General features: G+C 44.2%; 18 protein-coding genes. 7 read left to right on the forward strand and 11 right to left on the reverse strand.

From position 1 onward, the window contains the following. Positions 1 to 69: 69 nt before the first annotated feature. Positions 70 to 594 carry a hypothetical protein gene (locus ACH2EM_RS09460; RefSeq protein WP_395152207.1) on the reverse strand — a complete coding sequence of 175 codons (525 nt, stop codon included), beginning with the start codon at positions 592 to 594 and terminating at the stop codon, positions 70 to 72. 445 nt (positions 595 to 1039) lie between these two features. Between ACH2EM_RS09460 and ACH2EM_RS09465 the strand changes: the two genes are divergently transcribed. Continuing rightward, positions 1040 to 2227 (forward strand): hypothetical protein, encoded by a 1188-nt coding sequence (locus ACH2EM_RS09465; protein ID WP_395152209.1) that lies wholly within the window; start codon positions 1040 to 1042, stop codon positions 2225 to 2227. 50 nt (positions 2228 to 2277) lie between these two features. Here ACH2EM_RS09465 and ACH2EM_RS09470 read toward each other — a convergent pair whose 3' ends face one another. From ACH2EM_RS09470 to ACH2EM_RS09500, 7 genes are all read right to left on the reverse strand, one after another. After that, positions 2278 to 3549 (reverse strand): LlaJI family restriction endonuclease, encoded by a 1272-nt coding sequence (locus ACH2EM_RS09470; protein ID WP_395152211.1) that lies wholly within the window; start codon positions 3547 to 3549, stop codon positions 2278 to 2280. Positions 3550 to 3579: 30 nt separating this feature from the next. Further along, positions 3580 to 5700: an AAA family ATPase gene (locus ACH2EM_RS09475; RefSeq protein ID WP_395152213.1), complete on the reverse strand. Its 2121-nt coding sequence runs from the start codon at positions 5698 to 5700 to the stop codon at positions 3580 to 3582. Between the two features lie 3 nt (positions 5701 to 5703). Then, positions 5704 to 6810: a DNA cytosine methyltransferase gene (locus tag ACH2EM_RS09480; protein ID WP_395152215.1), complete on the reverse strand. Its 1107-nt coding sequence runs from the start codon at positions 6808 to 6810 to the stop codon at positions 5704 to 5706. Next, positions 6807 to 7910: a DNA cytosine methyltransferase gene (locus ACH2EM_RS09485; protein ID WP_395152217.1), complete on the reverse strand. Its 1104-nt coding sequence runs from the start codon at positions 7908 to 7910 to the stop codon at positions 6807 to 6809. Before ACH2EM_RS09485 ends, ACH2EM_RS09480 begins: the two co-directional genes overlap by 4 nt. A gap of 25 nt (positions 7911 to 7935) precedes the next feature. After that, complete coding sequence (locus ACH2EM_RS09490; protein ID WP_395152219.1) at positions 7936 to 8127, reverse strand: helix-turn-helix domain-containing protein; 192 nt, start codon at positions 8125 to 8127, stop codon at positions 7936 to 7938. Positions 8128 to 8860: 733 nt separating this feature from the next. Continuing rightward, positions 8861 to 9163 (reverse strand): transposase, encoded by a 303-nt coding sequence (locus tag ACH2EM_RS09495; protein ID WP_395152221.1) that lies wholly within the window; start codon positions 9161 to 9163, stop codon positions 8861 to 8863. Then, positions 9046 to 9525 carry a transposase gene (locus tag ACH2EM_RS09500; protein WP_395152223.1) on the reverse strand — a complete coding sequence of 160 codons (480 nt, stop codon included), beginning with the start codon at positions 9523 to 9525 and terminating at the stop codon, positions 9046 to 9048. The genes ACH2EM_RS09495 and ACH2EM_RS09500 overlap by 118 nt, the downstream gene beginning before the upstream one ends. Before the next feature lie 410 nt (positions 9526 to 9935). Between ACH2EM_RS09500 and ACH2EM_RS09505 the strand changes: the two genes are divergently transcribed. The 6 genes from ACH2EM_RS09505 (at position 9936) to ACH2EM_RS09530 (ending at position 16409) form a co-directional block, all read left to right on the forward strand. Next, on the forward strand, positions 9936 to 10988 hold the full coding sequence (locus ACH2EM_RS09505; protein ID WP_395152225.1) for a hypothetical protein: 1053 nt from the start codon (positions 9936 to 9938) through the stop codon (positions 10986 to 10988). Positions 10989 to 11224: 236 nt separating this feature from the next. Continuing rightward, positions 11225 to 11923: a LytR/AlgR family response regulator transcription factor gene (locus ACH2EM_RS09510; RefSeq protein WP_395152227.1), complete on the forward strand. Its 699-nt coding sequence runs from the start codon at positions 11225 to 11227 to the stop codon at positions 11921 to 11923. A 92-nt stretch (positions 11924 to 12015) separates the two neighbouring features. Then, positions 12016 to 12591 (forward strand): sensor histidine kinase, encoded by a 576-nt coding sequence (locus tag ACH2EM_RS09515; RefSeq protein ID WP_395152229.1) that lies wholly within the window; start codon positions 12016 to 12018, stop codon positions 12589 to 12591. A gap of 266 nt (positions 12592 to 12857) precedes the next feature. After that, the gene (locus ACH2EM_RS09520) at positions 12858 to 14546 is read left to right on the forward strand and encodes an ABC transporter ATP-binding protein (protein WP_395152231.1); all 1689 of its coding nucleotides are present in this window, start codon (positions 12858 to 12860) and stop codon (positions 14544 to 14546) included. After that, positions 14533 to 15942, forward strand: a complete 1410-nt coding sequence (locus ACH2EM_RS09525) for an ATP-binding cassette domain-containing protein (RefSeq protein ID WP_395152233.1) — start codon at positions 14533 to 14535, stop codon at positions 15940 to 15942. Before ACH2EM_RS09520 ends, ACH2EM_RS09525 begins: the two co-directional genes overlap by 14 nt. Before the next feature lie 41 nt (positions 15943 to 15983). Then, a complete protein-coding gene (locus ACH2EM_RS09530) occupies positions 15984 to 16409 on the forward strand; it encodes an ATP-binding cassette domain-containing protein (protein WP_395152235.1) in 426 nt (141 codons plus the stop codon). A gap of 68 nt (positions 16410 to 16477) precedes the next feature. Here the strand turns inward: ACH2EM_RS09530 and ACH2EM_RS09535 are convergent, their stop codons facing one another. From ACH2EM_RS09535 to ACH2EM_RS09545, 3 genes are read right to left on the reverse strand one after another with little or no spacing between them, the layout of a single operon-like run. After that, a complete protein-coding gene (locus ACH2EM_RS09535) occupies positions 16478 to 17041 on the reverse strand; it encodes a histidine phosphatase family protein (RefSeq protein ID WP_395152237.1) in 564 nt (187 codons plus the stop codon). Further along, positions 17038 to 17802 (reverse strand): adenosylcobinamide-GDP ribazoletransferase, encoded by a 765-nt coding sequence (gene cobS, locus ACH2EM_RS09540; protein ID WP_395152239.1) that lies wholly within the window; start codon positions 17800 to 17802, stop codon positions 17038 to 17040. Before cobS ends, ACH2EM_RS09535 begins: the two co-directional genes overlap by 4 nt. Next, on the reverse strand, positions 17789 to 18310 hold the full coding sequence (locus tag ACH2EM_RS09545) for a bifunctional adenosylcobinamide kinase/adenosylcobinamide-phosphate guanylyltransferase (protein WP_395152241.1): 522 nt from the start codon (positions 18308 to 18310) through the stop codon (positions 17789 to 17791). Before ACH2EM_RS09545 ends, cobS begins: the two co-directional genes overlap by 14 nt. Between the last annotated feature and the right edge of the window lie 11 nt (positions 18311 to 18321).

Raw genomic sequence — 18321 nt, forward strand, 5'->3', positions numbered from 1 at the left:
TCGTTGTTGCTCCTTACACTGCCAAATGGAAACGAGACCTCCGTTTCGGAAAAAATCCCAGAAACTTTTTTATAAAAATTCCGGAAATTCTTTTTTGAGCATCTCCGCAGCCTTTTTAATGCGGTAAGCGAAGGTCTTTCTGCCTGTGCCGATTTCGGCGGCAATAGCATCCTCGCTCAAACCAAGCTGACGGAGTCGGCCAATTTCAATAGCCTGTGGCATGACCTCACACAGACGAGCAAGAAGCTGACGCATATAAAGGGTATCGGCCACAAAATCCTCGTTGGATGGGACTTGAAGGTCAGGCATCTTTTCTTGCAAATAGTCGAGCCAGTTCATTTCCTTTCCCTCGTCATCGGTGTGACCAGCATCAAGTGAACTCAGATCTCCCGGTGTGCGGTAAGGGCAAGTCCAACAATCCATGTCGCACATCAACCTTTTGGAAGCTGGGCATACACAGCGCCCGTGATTTTGCTGAGTGCGTCGGTATGCGTTGATGTCGCGGTAGTAGTCATCAAACTGCTCTTTGGTGCATGGTATCCACTGCTTGGTGGCGCGAAGATAAATGGAATACCGGTTTTCATTCTTTTGCATTGCTTGTCCTTTCCCGCTTTGGGAATGGAGGCGGCAGATACAATTAAAGCCGGTGCATCAGATGACACACCGGCTTTGCACACTCGTGAGAGGGCATGACAAATCAACGGTGGTACAGCGGATGGCTGACGGATGATCCGTCTCTGGTTCCGTATGTATCCACCGCTTCGTTAATGGCCACTCACAAAGCGGAGTAAAATTTATTTCGAAGGGGCTACCCTCGATGGCGATATTTTACTCCGGAATAATAAATAAAAAAATTTACATAAAAACACCCCTTACCTCGTTGCACGAAGTAAGGGGTTATATATCGTAATTCTATTATTTTTATGCTATAATTTATAGAAAACCCATGAAATAGTCGGTGGCACACAGATAAAAATAAAGGGTTATATCATTTTTTCGCGAAAGGACAGCGGTCTTTTGAGCCGATTTGGATGGAATTATGGCAAAAAAATTATCTGAAATTTTGATGAGCAGCTTTTTCAGCTGTGAAAACCTAGTTTGTAACTGCCAGAAGGATACTGTTAATGTTGCCCCTGGAGCCGATCCGCAAACAACACTTAAAATCTGCGGTATTGTGCAGCAACCGCTGAAGTTTTCTTATATGCCGCAAAAGGGTCTGAACCTCTCTGGTAACGCTGGCGGGGTTATCCAGTCAAATGTACTGGGTAAGTTGCTCGCCATCAAAGACGGAGACATTGATTCTCATATACAGTTTTTTCATCAATTTGGTTTTCTTGTTCCCATCAGCATTGAAGCGTATGAATCCGTTGATACCACCCAGATTATGGAATTTGTCAATCGTATCAAAGCAACAGTCAAACTGATGAATGCTATTGCCGGACAGATAAATTATAAAAACATTGTTATTATGGCAGCATATTTGCTGTTTTCTGACCCTATCGAAATTGCACTTTCAAGCGGGAATCTTACCTCTTGTCCACACCTTTTCACGCAGTATCTCCGTGAATATAATAGTTTTCCAGATATAAACCGTAACCGAGAAGTATTTAACACAGGAAAATTCTCTGTGGATGATACTCTTATGGGCGGTGCTAACACTGTTGAAATCTCATTTTTTAATGCAGTGAGGAGTGGTTCTGGGCTACCGACCATGCCCGGCAGCAACAGCCAGCCATTTAAGCATTTGGTGGCAATGTACACAGGACTAAATGACGGCGCTTCCGATCTTAGGCTCATTATCGATTTCTTCTATCATTATCAGCTTCAGCGTGGCATCATAAACGATGTATTCTACAACAGGGTGACCTACTATTCCAAGAATGATAATTTTGAACTTTCGGAGGAAATGAAGGTTGCCTTGGTTCGGATCGCACGGATTGTCGTAAGTGCAGAAATCAATCATTTTATTTCCACCATTCGCCCAACTATTGCCCCTGAAACACTTGAGCCGGAATGGAGGCTTGATAGCCTTTTGGAGGCAATTTACTTCTCCATTTTCTACATGAAACCCGGTGTTGAAATATATAGGGAGTGTCAAAACCCAAGCTGCAAGCGTGAAGTATACTTCCTGGTCAATGCGACCGCAACAAACAAGAAATATTGCTGTCCTGCATGTGGAAACGCAGCAGCACAGCGGAGATCGCGTAAGAGAAAAATGAACAAATAAAAAAGACCGCCGGTCAATAGCGAATTTGCTATCAGACGGCGGTTATAGTTTTATCTTATATGTGGTGCAGAAACAAGGCCCTTGGAAAGAACTTGCTCAATACACTCTGCAAGTTCTTTTTTCTGCTGTTCCGGGGTTCCGATATAGTTGTACATGAGATACCTCGTATCCATGACAATGCCTTGGATACGTTCGTAGTTCTTCATTTTCGGATTGTTGGGATCATATCGCCAATCTCCGACTGCTTCGCCGATATTAGCAATAGTACCAGTAATTCCGAAGGGGTTGTCTGCCTGGTTAAATGGCATAATAAAGCAGTTGAACAATCTCTCGTTTGGAATGCTATGCGCCCGCTCTATGTACTCGCCATATGTAATCTGCTTGTTGATGTCCGTGCTATTCGGAAGATGATCTGTGGTACCAGTCCATCCGTAGCGGTAGCATTTTGCATCAAGTACATAATAGTGGTCGCCATAAATCATTATGGAATCGGGATGAAGCGGATTTTTCTCGCGATCCTGTCCATAGTGTAGCAACCACCTTGTTCGTGGGAAATAACGCTCTTTACCCTCAATACCAAAGGCTCGGTCAATCATTTTTTCCCACACAACATCAAACCGGTCAGTACCGAAGAAGTACTGCGTGTCTGCGCTGTGCTTGTCCATATATTCAAGCATAGAACGCATCGCACCAAACAACTTTTGTTCGTTGTCATTGTTGGTTGTGCTGAGTTTCTTGGTCAGAATAGCAATGGAGGCTTTTATAGTTGGATGATTTCCGGGTTGTTCAGGCATGAATGGCACATACAGCCATCCCATTTTTTCGAAGGCCTCATAGACACAGTATTTGTGAATTTGAGTAATTTCCTTATTGGTGTTTGGCGTAGATGACCGCACGGTCATACTGGTGAAAATCAGCGAACCGTTCTTTTGAACCAAGGGACGTTGCTCCCGGATTGTTCTTGCCCAAGAGGCTCTTCCTTTGGTGTCCGTTTTGTAAATTGGATCCGTTTCTGTGTAATAGCGAGCATTGTGAAGAAAATCGCGTATGACAGTCAGATATGCGTGGATGGGAAAATCGACTGTTTGCGGGGCTTCAAATTTTGATGCCTCAATAACACGGTCTTCTTTCACAAAAGCCGCCAGCACACCGAAAAGGTTGTTGATATCAACACGCAGGTCATCGTCATTATCCGGCAACTGATACCCAATAGGAAAGTATATAACGGCATCATCGGTATCTGCTTTTACACCAACAAATGAATCACCATCTTCGTTGGTATTTACATGACAACGCTGACGAAGATTTTTCGTTAAGTCCATCGATGACCAGCTCCTTTTACGGTGTCTAAATTACTGCTGAGTAGGGTACAGCTTTTGCTGCACGGAAGACCTGAAAATCTTAAAACGCTCGCGACCTTGGCTGAGTACAAATGTACGGATTACCTTTTCCAGGCTATCCATATTGTCAGTATCAAATAGCGCCTCTGGGTTAAATTTAAAGGCATCGTCCCAAAGGTATTTGATTACTTTTTCCGGGAAGATGCGAATCTGCATAAGGGCTTCACGCACTTCGGCCAGTCGAGCAGCTTCTTCTGGCGTGCCGTTCATCATTTCAGCTTTCAGAAGTTCATTGTACTCCAAAGCAAAAACTGTATGTGGCGGTTTTGCAACGGCTCTATCATCAAACTTCAGCTCATTCTCATGAACGAAATAGACACCGAGGCGTTTGTCTTCCGCAGATGCAATTTTTGCTTTATTTCCGATGATAATTTCATTGACTGTTTCGCAGAATCTTCTCCAAGTTACCCCTGTATCGAGAATTTCGGCTTGAGCAAGAGAAGTGCGGACATTAAAGAAATCATTCTCAATGAGGCGCATTCTCCATCTACGCTGAAATGCTGTATCGAGGGTAAATACATTCTGGTCAGATGTATTCATAGTACCCAAGATAGACAGATTGGATGGAATACGAACCTTGTGGGTTTCGTCACCGTATACAACCTTTGCTACATTTCCGTTTGTAATACCGTATTCACTGGTTCCAGCAGAATAAGTAATTCCATCGGAGGTTTTAGTGGATACGGTTCTGTCGAGTAGCTGGAACACATCACCAAAAATTGCAGGAGCATTACCGCGGTTGATTTCTTCGATAACAAGAACATATCTCTGATGAGGATTTATATACGCAGCACGGAGAATATTAGTAAAGGGACCCGGAGTAAACTCGTAAGTCACCTGCTTGTCAACCGGATCTACAACAGGCAAAATTTGTCCGACAAAGTCAGCGTTGGAGTAATCCGGGTGGAATACCAAACGCTCAACATTGGTTCCTGGTTTGCAGTATTCATGTTCAATGGTCCAGCTTTTACCGCAGCCAGGAACACCGTAGAGCAAAATATTAGTGCCACTGGAAACGCGAGACTCTTCGTCAATTTCAACAACAGCATCAATATCGATATCATCTAGATCAAGGGTGCTGATTTCGATACGAGAGAGAATTTCGCCCACAGTTTTGATGGCAGGATTATGATTTGCTGCCAGCGAAAAACCGATGAGTCGTTCCAAACCAATGAAAGAACTGTAAAATCCTTTTGCACCCACAACTCCGAGGGAGTATAACATATTGGCAAAGGTAGAGGTAGTGTTTGTGAAAATAAATTTGTCGATAATGGCGTCGTCGATAGCGTCAAATAAGAACGCTTGCAGAGCCTTTCCCTCATTTTCGTAAGGCAATATATCGCCATGCGAATTGTTAAGTGGGAGGACAGGAAAGTATTTTAATATGCCAGAGTTGATTTTACCATTCAATGTGGTAAGAGGCTGTCCGTATGCATCGAGAATCCAATCTGCCAGACCTTGGTTTGCAACAGAAAGCGAACGGTCGGAATTTCTTTTCAAAATACCAGCCTGAACTAACATTTTCGCCCACACATCAAAGCCGATACTTCTTTCATTTACAACAGGAATTTGGCCGAGGCGGATAGATAGCAGGTCATCAATAAATCCACTGTTTACATCCTCCATGGAAGTACAATCAACAATTCTAGAAAAATCGTACGCAGAAATATATGCGTGTTGAGCACCTTGGTCTGCCAATTGCTTAAGACAAGAGAGAATTAATCTTGTAGGGTAGTATTCCGAATGGTTATCTTTGTAAATGTAGTTGACTATATAGTAAAAAGAAAACTCCTGAATTGAGAGGCTTCCGTCAGCATATAAGCGCCCAATGTCCGTCAGGTGTTCGTTTGCATCTAGGCAGTGATATGCTTTGAAATAAGTAAACAACGCACGGCGAACACGCCCCCTTGCAGCCTCAAAATCCTTATATACACCAGCAGCCGCCAAGTCACGCTCAACAGCCTCTATTTCTTCTGCTTCAGATTCAGATGAAATGTTGTGGTCGGACATAATCTTAAGGGCAGTCCTTGTGATTTCGCTAATATATTTATGTGTGTCCATTGACCATTTCATAATTTACATCTCCATGCATTTTATGATTTCCTTGATAAGTCCCATTAACACATCTACAGCTACGGAGTTTCCTGCCTGTTTATACATAGGGGTGTCGGCAACTTCGATTTTAAAGTCGTCTGTGAATCCCATAAGGCGAAGGCATTCTCTTGGTGCAAGGCGTCTAATTTTGCCATTCGTAGTCACATAGTTATCTTCGCCGGCCCTATGCATTTTGTGCATTGTACTCATGAGCGGGCGGGCAATTTTAAGGTCGATTTCCGGCTTCATAGAGAAACCACCGGTGCCTTCACACATAATGCCAGGGAGAATTCGTTCGGATAAGAAATATTTGTCAGGAACTTCTTGTCCGCCAGGTTTTACTACAATTTTCCCTTTATTTGCAGTTACATGACCATCAGCAGCATTTTCAAGTAAAAAATCCTGCATTGTGAAATTAAGTGGAACTGTGCTGGGAAATTTAAATTTCTCCCCGCCATACTTAAAGCCAACTACAAATATACGTCTACGCTTTTGGGGGAGCCCATATTCCGCAGCGTCCAGTACGGAAGAGTGCAATTTGTAGCCCAAAGAGTCGAATACTCGCTGAACAACTTCCCATGTCTGACCTTTATTATGTTTAATGAGTCCTTGGACATTTTCGTAAATGAATACTTTGGGTTGAATTTCGTCTACCAAACGAGCAAATTCGTAGAAGAGAGTACCTCTTGCTTCTTCGAGGCCTTTTTGGTAACCCAGCAAAGTAAAACTTTGACAAGGGCTGCCTCCAACGAAAAGATCGACTTTTCCTCGATACTCAGAACCCTCCAAAAAACGCACATTATGGTAGTAGTGACTTTCATCCATATCATAGTTTGCGAGGTAGGATTTTTTGACAGAGTTAACTCGTCTTGGAGGAACAAGGGAACGCACATACGCCTTGCGTTCTTCTAAAGCAGGGATATTCTTCAGTTCTTCGGCAATTTCCTCATCTGGTTTTAGTAAATCGATTTCTCCGTTATCGCAAGCAAAGACGACATCGTGCGGAATGCCAAGTCTACGCAAAGCAAACTCTGGAGCGCCAATGCCGCTGAATACAGTTGCGACTTGAAGTCTGTTTTCTTTGTTCATGACGGTTCTTCCTTTTCAAACACACCGGTTAATCTGATCTGTCTGACGACCTCCATCAACACATTAACCGCAATGGAATTCCCCACCTGTCTGTACATATGGGGATCCGGAACATTAATCTTAAAGCTGTCAGAAAAGCCCATAAGACGCAGGCATTCACGAGGAGTAAGGCAACGAGCTACTCCTCGAACACCGTTATACTCACCCTTAAACACACGCTCGTCCTCTTCAAGCCGTTGAGGTATCTCTGTCTCAAATCTCATGTCGCCAAACCAGTTGAATTGTTGACAAGCCACCTGGCAACGAGCGATTTTTCCGTTAAGTGCGACGTGCTTTTTCTGATTGGGGTCAATAACCCTTTTAAACCCCTTTTCTGGCAGGTAATATTTGTTGGGAATAAACTCTTCCAGATGTGCGGTCATATCCTCACGCAGCTTTACTTTCTGGGGGTCATTTATGCGATTAAAGTATTTAGCAAGATCCTTTCTGAACCCAACAACAAATATTCTTCGTCTGTTCTGCGGGAGACCAAAATCGGTCGCATTTAAAACCAAATATTTCCATTTGTAGCCGAGAGTATTGAAAATATTTGAAACGACTTCCCAGGTTCGCCCTCCATCATGGTTTAACATACCTGTTACATTTTCATAAATGAAAACTTTGGGACGAATTTCATCTACGAGGCGTGCATATTCGTAGAAGAGCGTGCCTCGAGCTTCTTCAAGACCACCACGCTTACCCATAATCGAAAAACTCTGGCATGGGCTTCCGCCAACGAATAAATCTACAAAATCTCTAAATTCGTGCCCATCAAGAAGTTTGACATCCTGATAGAAATTTGCATCTTCAATGTGGTAATTTGCCTTATATGTTTGCTCCACATAATTAACGCCTGATTCGGAATTGTACAATGCGGTGACATACTTGTTTTTTTCCGAATTACTCATTCCCTCAGTAGCGGCAAAAATAGCATCATAACTGGTTTTGAGTCGGCGCTCACCATTGTCGCACGCGAAGGCGATTTCATATGGAACTCCTAAGCGATCTAATGCGTGTTCAACTGCTCCGATGCCGCTGAACACGCTACCTAATCTTAACATAATTGACTCCTTGATTAACCAGTGGTTATTTTTTACCTTTTTCGCTATCAACCCATTTATCGATTTCAAAACGCTTGAATTTCCACAGCTTTCCACCAATCTTATGTGCAGGCATATCTTTCGTTTTTATCCAAGTGCGAATTGTGGACGGTTTGACGCCTAAATATTCTGCAGCTTCTTCAATGCTGATATAATTTTCATTGTTTTGGACATTCATAGAGGCCTCCATTTCTGATAAGCACAATAATATTTGTGTAGCATAGCACAATTTCCTGCATTTTTCAATAGTTTTTTGTGGTTTTATAAATTTTTCTTTATTATAAAGAAGTATTTTATAGTTTTATGCCATATTTCTACATTTGTATTAATACGACAATGTATATATGTGTGATGACCAAAAGGAGAACTATTTTCTAAACATATTTTCCAAGTCCATCTTGTATTTTTACATAAAATGCTATAATAAATTGTACTGTTAGTGCAATTTATTGGACTCCTAAAGAGAAGGATGATGCATATAAAATTTTGAGAGCATAAATACTACAGGCATAAATCTGACAGCAGCCGATTTAATTATAAATTTCCTTCTTATGAATTTGGACAGCAATACGCAAGACAAGTTCTATGCGCAATATCGAAGAAAAATCGAAGAAAACTTTTCTATGGACTCCAAGGATCTAGAAATGTTCTTTCGTATGCATTTGGCAATAAGAATATACACCTTGGTTCCAAAAAACAGTGTGTACCGTAGTTTCGTCGATTGGGTGGAAAACAAAAAGATTATTACCGATGTATTGTTTAAGGAGCTGCTGGATTATGCGAAAGTCTACAATACCGTAAATAATGCACCATTGCATCGTTGGACAAGGCATTACGTATGCCGATTACCGATTTCAGAAAAACAAAATCGGATTTGCCGATTCAGCTTGTAGAAAAACCTGCTGTGGCAATCAAACCAAAGCAGGTTTTTGGTTTGTAAACGGGAAGAAAGATGGAAAAAGCAACGAAATGTCCGATGCATTTTGGGGCAATCTGGTGCGCCTTGGGCCATCCGGTACCGGATGGCGGTCATTCCATTTCCAGGTGGCCAGTTTTTTTAAATTCATGGCAATAAATTTAAGCTGCACCCAGTTTGTCACCTGGGCCAAGCCTCTGTACTGTATGTAACGCATACTGTGCTTTTCCTTCGCATCGGCAAACACACGCTCAATTTTCTCTTTTCGTAGCCGGTACAGTTCTTTGTACACCGCCATGTGCCAGATATGCTCTGCCATCCCCACATAGTTCTGCCAAATGCGTCGCTCACAGTGGAAAAATGCGACACTGCTTTGTTCAGCGTATATCTAATAAACCACCGATATGCAAGGTTCACGCTCACTTCTTCCATGGTTCGGCGAAGGGATGGGATTCCGTAGATATGCTGAATCAGCACAATCTTGAACAGCGCAACCGGGTCTACGCTCGGCCTGCCGTTGTCCTCGCAGTACAGATTCTCTACAAATTCGTAGATATTCTTAAAATTGATTGCTCCGGAAGCATGTTCTCCAAACTTACAAATTCCAGCTATCATCGATTTTCTGTGTTCTTTACCAGCATTTTTATCACTCTCCACCATTATACTGCATTCTCTTCCATGATACGAGAAAAAGGCCGGCTTTTGGGCACATAGTTTTATTTACCTTGAGTGTATGGAATTTTATCTGGGGATAAGTCAAGGTTGAGCAATTCCCGTAAAAGATGAATTGAGGTCGAAACAATCGATAATTTTTTGAGCACTGTATGTTGACATTATATAGTAGCCGCCTTGCGATATTGACTTGTTCCCATTGACAAGCGAGGTTTAGAAAGTAGAATAGATAATAGATTTATTTCGGTTTCGATATATTTCCGAGAACGCCCTGAAAATTATTGCTGAAACCGCAAATCCACGACATCAATCAGAGCCTCTCGTGCCATGTGGAGACGGTAGTCTTACTTTCCAAGCGAAACATAAATTTTTAGTTCCCAATCAAGGGAGTAACAAACATGGATTTATTAAAAATATACAATGAAGTAGATGCGGTATTAAAAACCGTTGATTTCAGTGCCCTATTTGCTGGCTTTCATCCCTATAACTATGCCCTATACAATAACAAGGAAATCTGTTTAGTCGGGGAAATACTGCCCTATCAAGAGGACTTTAAAGGAAATACTGCAATAGAACACAATGGTGAATACATAGCTATCTGGAACATGGAATTAGACCCTGTTAATGACATGGAAAAGCTTGCATATTTGCTTGTACATGAAATGTTTCACTGCCATCAAAGAGCCAATGGCGAAAAGCGGTATCCTTCTGATCTGGTTCTTTTAAGATATCCCAATGATATAGAGAACTTTGAAAAAAAGTACAACGAAAACCTTTATCTGGCTAAATCCTATGAAACACACGATTTGAACGCATTGCAAAAATTTGCACAAATCCGAACCATGCGGATGAAAGCATATCCGGACATGGTTCGGCAGGAATTAAAAGTAGAAACCTTGGAAGGTGCAGCCGAGTATGTGGGCTTAAAAGCGCTGCACAGGATAAATCCTGACAAGTTTACGGATGTTATAAACGAGTATCTCTGTAACCTGCGCAAGCAGGACAGTTTGTTGTTCGATGTGCGTCGAATCTCTTATTACAGCGGTGTTCTTTATTGTCTGTGCTGTGATGCCCATAAAATGATGATGCACAATTATTTTGCAGGTGAACAAACACTGTATGAACAAAATCCCATTGCTTTTGACGACAGCCCCGTTGCAATAAAACACTACGATTTTATTCCCAATCGATATGGCGAGATGATCAGAGCAAGAGAAAAACTGGTTGCAGAATCCATTGAAAAATGGGAATATACCCCTTGCAATGCTTTTATATGCGGGTATGACCCGATGAATATGTTTCGTGTTGGAGCTTTTATTTATTGCAAATATTTTATCTGCCTGAATCGTAACGGAGTCGTTCAGAATATTAACACTTCGGTTATTCTGGAATTGGATAAAAATTCTGACCAAACTATCGTTGGCTATTACTGCGCAAAGCAGCACAGGTAGAGCGCACCCAAGATAAAATTGAAAAACGATACCAAAAAGCAGCAGTCAGTGCAACACTCTAATTCACCCAGGCTGCACGCAAACCATCCTTGAAGTCTGGGCCAATGCCTGTTATACTTTTATCCCAATGCGATGCCAAGCAGTATAGCAAGGCAACTTTCAATCCCGAACCGTGAGATTTCGCTATCTGCTAAAGCGATTTAACCTATACAGAAATATTGAGTAATAGCAACAACATGAAGTATAAAATTGCAATTTGTGATGATTCTAACGCCGACAGGCAGTATATTTCAGATTTAACCACCAGGTGGGCCGCCGAGACCGGCCATACCGTGCAGATAACCACATTTTCTTCTGCTGAAAATTTTTTGTTCCACTATGCCCAGGAATGTGACTATGACATTCTGCTTCTGGACATTGAAATGGGTTCTATGGATGGTGTCACCATGGCAAAACAATTGCGGCAAACCAACGACACCATTCAGATTGTGTTTATTGCAGGATATGCCGATTACATAGCCGAAGGATATGAGGTAGCTGCACTGCATTATTTGGTGAAGCCAGTGAAAGAAGAAAAGCTTTTTACGGTTTTGAGCCGTGCCGTGGAAAAGGCCACCAAAAACGAAAAGGTTTTTCATTTTGAAATTGGTTCCGAAATGGTTCGTGTACCCATCTACCAGATCCGCTATGCCGATGTAATGGGAAATTATGTAACCATCCATGCCCTTACAGATGTTACAATAAAAATGACCCTGGCAGAATTGGCAAAGAATCTGAATGAACGGTTCTGCCGAGTAGGACGGTCTGTTGTTGTAAATCTGACCAAAATTAGCCGGGTTACAAAAACCGAAATAACGCTTAGCGATGGAACAAGCATTCCCCTTCCTCGTGGAGCCTACGAAAGCATTAACCGGGCAATTATTAATATGGGGTGAGTATATGGGGATATTATCCAAAAAAAATTGATCGACGGATTGCCTCCTATCAGCAGGAGCTGATTGAAACCCACTACCAGGAAGTGGAGAATATGTACCGGCAGATTCGTGGCTGGCGGCATGACTACCGCAATCACATCCAGACCATGAAAGCCTATGCCACCTCTGGAGATTTGGAGGCCATCCGGGAGTATCTTAACCTGCTGGACAAGGATTTGACCGCCGTTGATACCTCCATCAAAACAGGCAATCCCATGACCGATGCCATTTTAAATTCCAAAATCTCACTGGCAAGGGCAAAGCACATTCAGGTAATTGCAGATGCCCATATTCCCTTAAAGCTGAAAACCTCGGAAATTGATTTGTGCTGTATTATTGGCAATTTGTTTGACAATGCCATTGAAGCCAGCCTGAAACTGCCGGAGGAACAACGGGTCATCCGGCTGTGTATGGATATGAAAAACACCCAGCTGTACATCTCCTTTACAAACTTTACTGCCGGCAAAAAACTAAAAAAGATAGGAACCCGCTTTCTCAGTACCAAGGGCAAGAACCACGGCTTTGGGCTTGTTCGCATTGATGCCATTGTAGAGCGGCTGGAGGGATACATCAGCCGCAACAGTGAGGATGGGGCTTTTACCACGGAGATATTGTTGCCACAAGTGTAAAAATTTGCAATTCATCCTCCAAAAACAACGATTCGTCCCCGGATTTTTTCGGGGGCATTTTTTATGGTAGGATTGTCTTCGGAAAATCATTCGAAAGGTTGGTGAGCTTTTATGACGCAAAAAAGCAAGAAGCGTCTTCTTCAAAAAAGCCGCAATACAGTATGTTCAGCAATGTTTGGTTTATGATAAAACTTGCATGGACATCTGGCGAAAAAAAGGTGCTGGCATTAAGTTTAATTACTGCACTATTGGCAGTTTGCCTCAACATGATTAATCTATATATCTCTCCCGCTATACTTTCCGCTTTGGAGCAACACCTCTCCTTTGGCAAGCTGATTGGCACTATCACCTTGTTTTCGGCAGCATTAATGGTTGTTTCTGCTGCCTCGACCTATGTGAAGGCCAATACCATGTTTGGCAGACTGAGTGTTCGCCTGGAAGTGACAAATATGCTGAATCACAAAGCTGCTACTACCTCCTACCCCAATCTGCACAACGACATATTCGATAAAATTTTAACCAAAGCGTTGGAGTGCATTGGCAACGACGATAGTCCCGGCGAAGCAATCTGGGACACCCTGACCAACCTGATTACAAATGGTCTTGGATTTATCATTTACATCCAGCTGCTGAATCGCATTCAGCCTGTTTTGATTTTTGTAATTTTAATCACGACGGCTGCCAGTTATTATGTAACCTATCGTACCAACGGATACGCTTATCGGCATCGGGACGAAGAGGCGGAATATGTGCGGCAGATACGGTATTTGTGCAGCAACGGCCAAATTCCAGAAGGCACTAAGGATATGTATATTTTTGGATTACGCCCCTGGCTGGAGGATTTGTATCGCAAATCGCTGGCTGCCTATAGAGCTTTCCAGCACAAGGCTGAAAGTGTTTACATCTGGGGCCGTATTGCCGATGTTGTGGCCGCTTTTCTTCGCAACGGCATTGCCTATTGGTATCTGATTGATCTGGTGTTAGGCCAGGAGCTCTCGATTGCTCAATTTTTGCTGGTATTTACTGCGGTAGGCGGCTTTTCCCAATGGGTTACTGGTATTTTACAAGAATTAAGCAAGCTGCATCAGCAATCGCTTTCTATTGCCACTGTGCGGGAATGTTTGGATTTTCCGGAACCGTTTCAACTCACAGGAGGCCAGCCCATCTCGCCTGCTCAATCCTATCGGATTGATTTAGAATCCGTCTCCTTTCGCTACCCCGGTGCCGATGCATACACCTTGCAGGATATCAATCTTACCCTGCATCCAAACGAAAACCTTGCTGTGGTTGGGCTGAACGGCGCTGGCAAAACCACCCTGATTAAGTTGATTTGCGGATTTTTAGATCCAACAGAAGGGCGGGTACTGCTCAACGGCACGGACATCCGAACCTTTAACCGAAAAGAGTACTACACTTTATTTTCTGCGGTATTTCAAAATTTTTCTCTTTTGGCAGATACCGTTGCTGTCAATGTGAGCCAAAGCCATGATGAAATTGACCTGGAGCGGGTAAAAGCTTGTGTTTTTAAGGCAGGATTATCCGAAAAAATTGATTCGCTCCCGCAAGGATACCAAACCAATCTGAACCGAAAAATTTACGAGGATGCCGTGGAGCTTTCGGGTGGAGAAACCCAGCGGCTTATGCTGGCTCGAGCACTGTACAAGGACGCACCGTTTATTATATTGGATGAGCCTACAGCAGCACTGGACTCCATCGCAGAGGCTGATATTTACCAAAAATACCACGAAATGACCCAGGGCAAAACCTCTGTTTACATTTCTCATCGCCTTGCCTCCACTCGATTCTGTGATCGAATTATCCTGATTGACCAGGGTAAAATCGCCGAAGAAGGTACCCATGACCAGCTGATTCTTGCAGGGGGCCGCTACGCCAGCCTGTACAAGGTTCAGAGCAAATACTACAACGAAGGAGATGATTGCCATGAAAATCCTTAAAAAAGGCAAACTTTTGAAAGAGGTCTTTGCACTAAATTTTCGTGGTATTTCGATTCTTTACAAAAACGACCCAGCTATGATACTCTCCCGTATGCTCCACATTGTATGGACCTCCTTAACGCCTTACATCCCCATCTATCTCTCCGCTTTAATCATCGAAGAAATTTCCACAGGAAATAATCCCCGGCGGCTTAAACACTTGGTTGTGCTAACGCTGGGTTGCTCTGTGTTCATTGGGGTAATTGACGCCCTTCTGGCGCGCTGGAAAAACACTAAAAACCGGGGACTGTACCTTTATCTGGAGCATATCTTTTGGCAAAAACTCTTGAATATGGATTATGTGGATTTAGATGATTCTAAAACAAACGAACTGCTTTCTTCCATACGCCAAAACCCAAACGGTGCTGGCTGGGGTATGCCGCGCCTGATGCAAAACTTCGACTCGTTTTGTTCTTCCGTTCTTACTCTGGTTGGCAGCATGGCATTAACCATTTCTTTGTTCGCCACTCCTGTCCCGGCAAGCGAGGGGCGGCACGCTCTGCTGAACAGCCCTGTCTTTTCCATTGCTGTGGTTGGCCTTATGCTGGCCTGCGTCTGCCTTTCCGCAGCGATGGCAACCAAATCAGAGACCTATTGGGCTCGCAGTCTGGACTCTCAAAACCTTTTAAACCGAATCCTGAGTTTTTTTGCTTTACTTGGTTATCGCAAGGAAATTGCTACCGATGTAAGAACCTATTCCCAGGATCAATTATGTGCGAAATATATTGCCAACAAAACCCTCAATCCCTTTTCTTCCCAAGGTATATTCGCCCGTTTGAGTCGTGGGCCTATCGGCTTGTATTGGGCTACATCCTCTGCCGCATCGGTGGGAACAACCGGAATTGCCTATGCATTTGTATGCTTAAAATCCTGGGCAGGCGCATTTGGATTGGGTTCTGTTACGCAATATGTGATATCCCTTACCAAGGCATCCGAAGCGCTCACCTCCCTCATGACCTGTCTGGGTGAAATGGAAAACAACACGCCCTTTTTAAAGCAGATTTTTACCCTTTTGGATTTTCCCAATCGTATGTACCAGGGCAGCTTAACCGTAGAAAAACGCCGAGACCGGAACTATGAAGTGGAATTTCGCAATGTATCCTTTCAATATCCTGGCAGCGAAAGCTATGCCCTTCGCAATGTATCCATGAAATTTCAAATCGGAAAGCGTTTATCAGTTGTGGGTGTGAACGGAAGCGGCAAAAGCACTTTTATCAAGCTTTTATGCAGATTGTATGACCCCACAGAGGGAGAAATCCTTTTAAACGGAATCAACATTCGCAAATACAATTACAGCGATTATATGAATCTATTCTCGGTTGTATTTCAGGATTTTCATCTTTTTCCCTGCCTTTAGGGGAAAATGTAGCCGGTAAATCAGACTACGACCACCAGCTTGTGCACCGCTGCTTACAACAGGCCGGCCTGAATGAGCAGGCCCCCCAATTTTCGCAAGGCATCAACACATTTCTTTACAAAAACTTTTCTAAAAACGGAGTGGATGTCTCCGGCGGCGAAGCGCAAAAAATTGCCATTGCCAGAGCCTTGTATAAAAATGCTCCCTTTATCATTCTTGACGAGCCTACCGCAGCCCTTGACCCCATTGCCGAGGCCGAGATTTACGAAAAATTTAATCACATTATCCAGGATAAGACTGCGGTTTACATCAGTCATCGCTTGTCTTCCTGCAAGTTCTGTGATGAGATTGTGGTATTCCACGAGGGCAGTGTTATCCAGCAGGGAACCCACGATTCTCTTGTGGCGGATAAAAACGGAAAATACCATGAGCTATGGCAGGCGCAGGCACAGTATTACACAGTTTAACCTCCTTTCTATCATACTACCGCATCAAATCAAAAACACGGATGCTTGCCTTGCAAGCATCCGTGTTTTTAGTTCAGCAAAAGGCAGCCTTGCTGAAAGGCGGCTTCGTAAAAGGAACCGTTCGGGAGATGGTATTCGTAAAAATTCCGTTTTGGCAGGGCAAACTGTTCCAAAATACTCATAATAACACCGCCATGCACCACAAAGGCCACCGTAGTATCATCGGCAATACTGGGCAGCAGCTTTAAAAACGCTGTACAGCAGCGCTGCTTAAAAGCAGAAGGTGTTTCCCCCTCCGGAATGGGGCCAAGGCACATGGAGTCCACCCATTGCTGGTACTGGGTATTGCAGGCAAGCTCCCGGGCTGTTTTGCCTTCAAAGAGGCCAAAGTCTATTTCCCGGAAGTCCTCCACAATTTGCTGAGGGATATCTGCAAACAGAAGCTGCGCTGTTTGCCGTGTGCGAAGCATGGGGCTTACAAACACCTGGTTTGCATCCCAAGAACGAGCCATGGATAACTGTTCTATCTGGGCGATTCCTTCGGGGCAGAGGAGCTCATCGGTACGGCCAATGTAGCGTTTTTGCAGGTTCCCTGCGGTTGCTCCATGGCGAACAAACAGCATTCGGATCATGCAATCATTCCCCCTATAAGACCGCCTGCCAGGCCGACCAGTTCGCACAGCTGCAGCAAAAAGCCGGATGTGTCCCCTGTTACACCGCCAAATTGCTTGAGTGCCATTTGTTTGTAAAAAAGCACGGCACAGAGGGTTGCTGCCACTGCACCCCCGCCCACAGCCGGCGAGAGCAGCAGCAAGCCGCCACAAGTTAAAACGGCAAGAATTGCCAGTGTGCTGTTTGCAATTTTGCGGTCTGTGTTTTTGGTATAGGCACAGAGCATTCCGTTTTTTCGGGCATTGGGCAAATTTACAGCACACAGGGCAGTGAGCGCTCTGGAAAGCACAAACAGCAGACACAGAGGCCCAATCCACCCTCTTTGATGCAGTTCATGCACCAAACCAAGCTGCAACAGCAGATAAACCCCACAGTACAGCACTGCAAAAGCACCACAGTTGGGGTCTTTCATGATTTCCAGCATCCGCTCTCTGGACTGGTGGGAGCTCAAGGCGTCCATAGTGTCCATATAACCATCCATGTGAATGCCGCCGGTCATGAGCAAGGGAATGCAGACGGCCACCGCCGCAAACAGCACTCCACTTAGGTGCAGGGCATCTGCCAGAACAGTCCATGCCCAGAGGGCTCCGCCACAAAGGGCTCCCACTGCGGGCAGCCAGCAGATGGCGTATTTCATGGGACGCTCGGTCCATTCAAATTGAGGTACCGGAACTGCACTGTAAGTGGAAAGCGCAATCCAGAGTGGTTCAAAGCAACGCATGGAGTTCTCCTTTTTTGCAAACAGGCTGCCCATTGTGTAGTTCAATCACCCCATCTGCTTGCTGCGCCAGGGCTTGGTTCAACTGATTCAGGGCATGGATGTAGGCGGCTGTTTCCTGCTGATATTCATCGGCACAAAGGTCGGATATGGTAACCGCCACCAGCAGCTTGCAGCGGGCCTGCAATGCCCGGATTTCCTCCAGCGCCTGCTGGGGTGTGCCATTGTGTTCAAACAGCAAATTCCCCAGCAGGTTGGAAACATCCTCCAACAATACCACCGCTGCTTGCGGCAGGCGGGCATTTTGCAAACCGCAGGGCAGCTCCAGTGTATGGAAGGCCAAGCCCTGGCGCTGTAAGCGGTGCTTTGCAATCCGCTGGTGATTTTCTGGGGTTTGGGGCTGCATGGTAGCTATATAATACCGTTCTCCGGTGGTGCGGGAAAGCAGCAGCTCTGCATACCGGCTTTTGCCGCTGCCATTGGCGCCGCTTATTAAAATCAGCTTGCCCATTGGGCACCTCC

The sequence above is a fragment of the uncultured Allofournierella sp. genome (assembly GCA_944382705.1).
Classification (GTDB): domain Bacteria; phylum Bacillota; class Clostridia; order Oscillospirales; family Ruminococcaceae; genus Allofournierella.

Coding starts and splice junctions, on each gene's coding strand:
- ACH2EM_RS09460 (WP_395152207.1), bottom strand. CDS start 594: ATGCAAAAGAATGAAAACCGGTATTCCATTTATCTTCGCGCCACCAAG.
- ACH2EM_RS09465 (WP_395152209.1), top strand. CDS start 1,040: ATGGCAAAAAAATTATCTGAAATTTTGATGAGCAGCTTTTTCAGCTGT.
- ACH2EM_RS09470 (WP_395152211.1), bottom strand. CDS start 3,549: ATGGACTTAACGAAAAATCTTCGTCAGCGTTGTCATGTAAATACCAAC.
- ACH2EM_RS09475 (WP_395152213.1), bottom strand. CDS start 5,700: ATGAAATGGTCAATGGACACACATAAATATATTAGCGAAATCACAAGG.
- ACH2EM_RS09480 (WP_395152215.1), bottom strand. CDS start 6,810: ATGAACAAAGAAAACAGACTTCAAGTCGCAACTGTATTCAGCGGCATT.
- ACH2EM_RS09485 (WP_395152217.1), bottom strand. CDS start 7,910: ATGTTAAGATTAGGTAGCGTGTTCAGCGGCATCGGAGCAGTTGAACAC.
- ACH2EM_RS09490 (WP_395152219.1), bottom strand. CDS start 8,127: ATGAATGTCCAAAACAATGAAAATTATATCAGCATTGAAGAAGCTGCA.
- ACH2EM_RS09495 (WP_395152221.1), bottom strand. CDS start 9,163: ATGGCGGTGTACAAAGAACTGTACCGGCTACGAAAAGAGAAAATTGAG.
- ACH2EM_RS09500 (WP_395152223.1), bottom strand. CDS start 9,525: ATGGTGGAGAGTGATAAAAATGCTGGTAAAGAACACAGAAAATCGATG.
- ACH2EM_RS09505 (WP_395152225.1), top strand. CDS start 9,936: ATGGATTTATTAAAAATATACAATGAAGTAGATGCGGTATTAAAAACC.
- ACH2EM_RS09510 (WP_395152227.1), top strand. CDS start 11,225: ATGAAGTATAAAATTGCAATTTGTGATGATTCTAACGCCGACAGGCAG.
- ACH2EM_RS09515 (WP_395152229.1), top strand. CDS start 12,016: ATGTACCGGCAGATTCGTGGCTGGCGGCATGACTACCGCAATCACATC.
- ACH2EM_RS09520 (WP_395152231.1), top strand. CDS start 12,858: ATGATTAATCTATATATCTCTCCCGCTATACTTTCCGCTTTGGAGCAA.
- ACH2EM_RS09525 (WP_395152233.1), top strand. CDS start 14,533: ATGAAAATCCTTAAAAAAGGCAAACTTTTGAAAGAGGTCTTTGCACTA.
- ACH2EM_RS09535 (WP_395152237.1), bottom strand. CDS start 17,041: ATGATCCGAATGCTGTTTGTTCGCCATGGAGCAACCGCAGGGAACCTG.
- cobS (WP_395152239.1), bottom strand. CDS start 17,802: ATGCGTTGCTTTGAACCACTCTGGATTGCGCTTTCCACTTACAGTGCA.
- ACH2EM_RS09545 (WP_395152241.1), bottom strand. CDS start 18,310: ATGGGCAAGCTGATTTTAATAAGCGGCGCCAATGGCAGCGGCAAAAGC.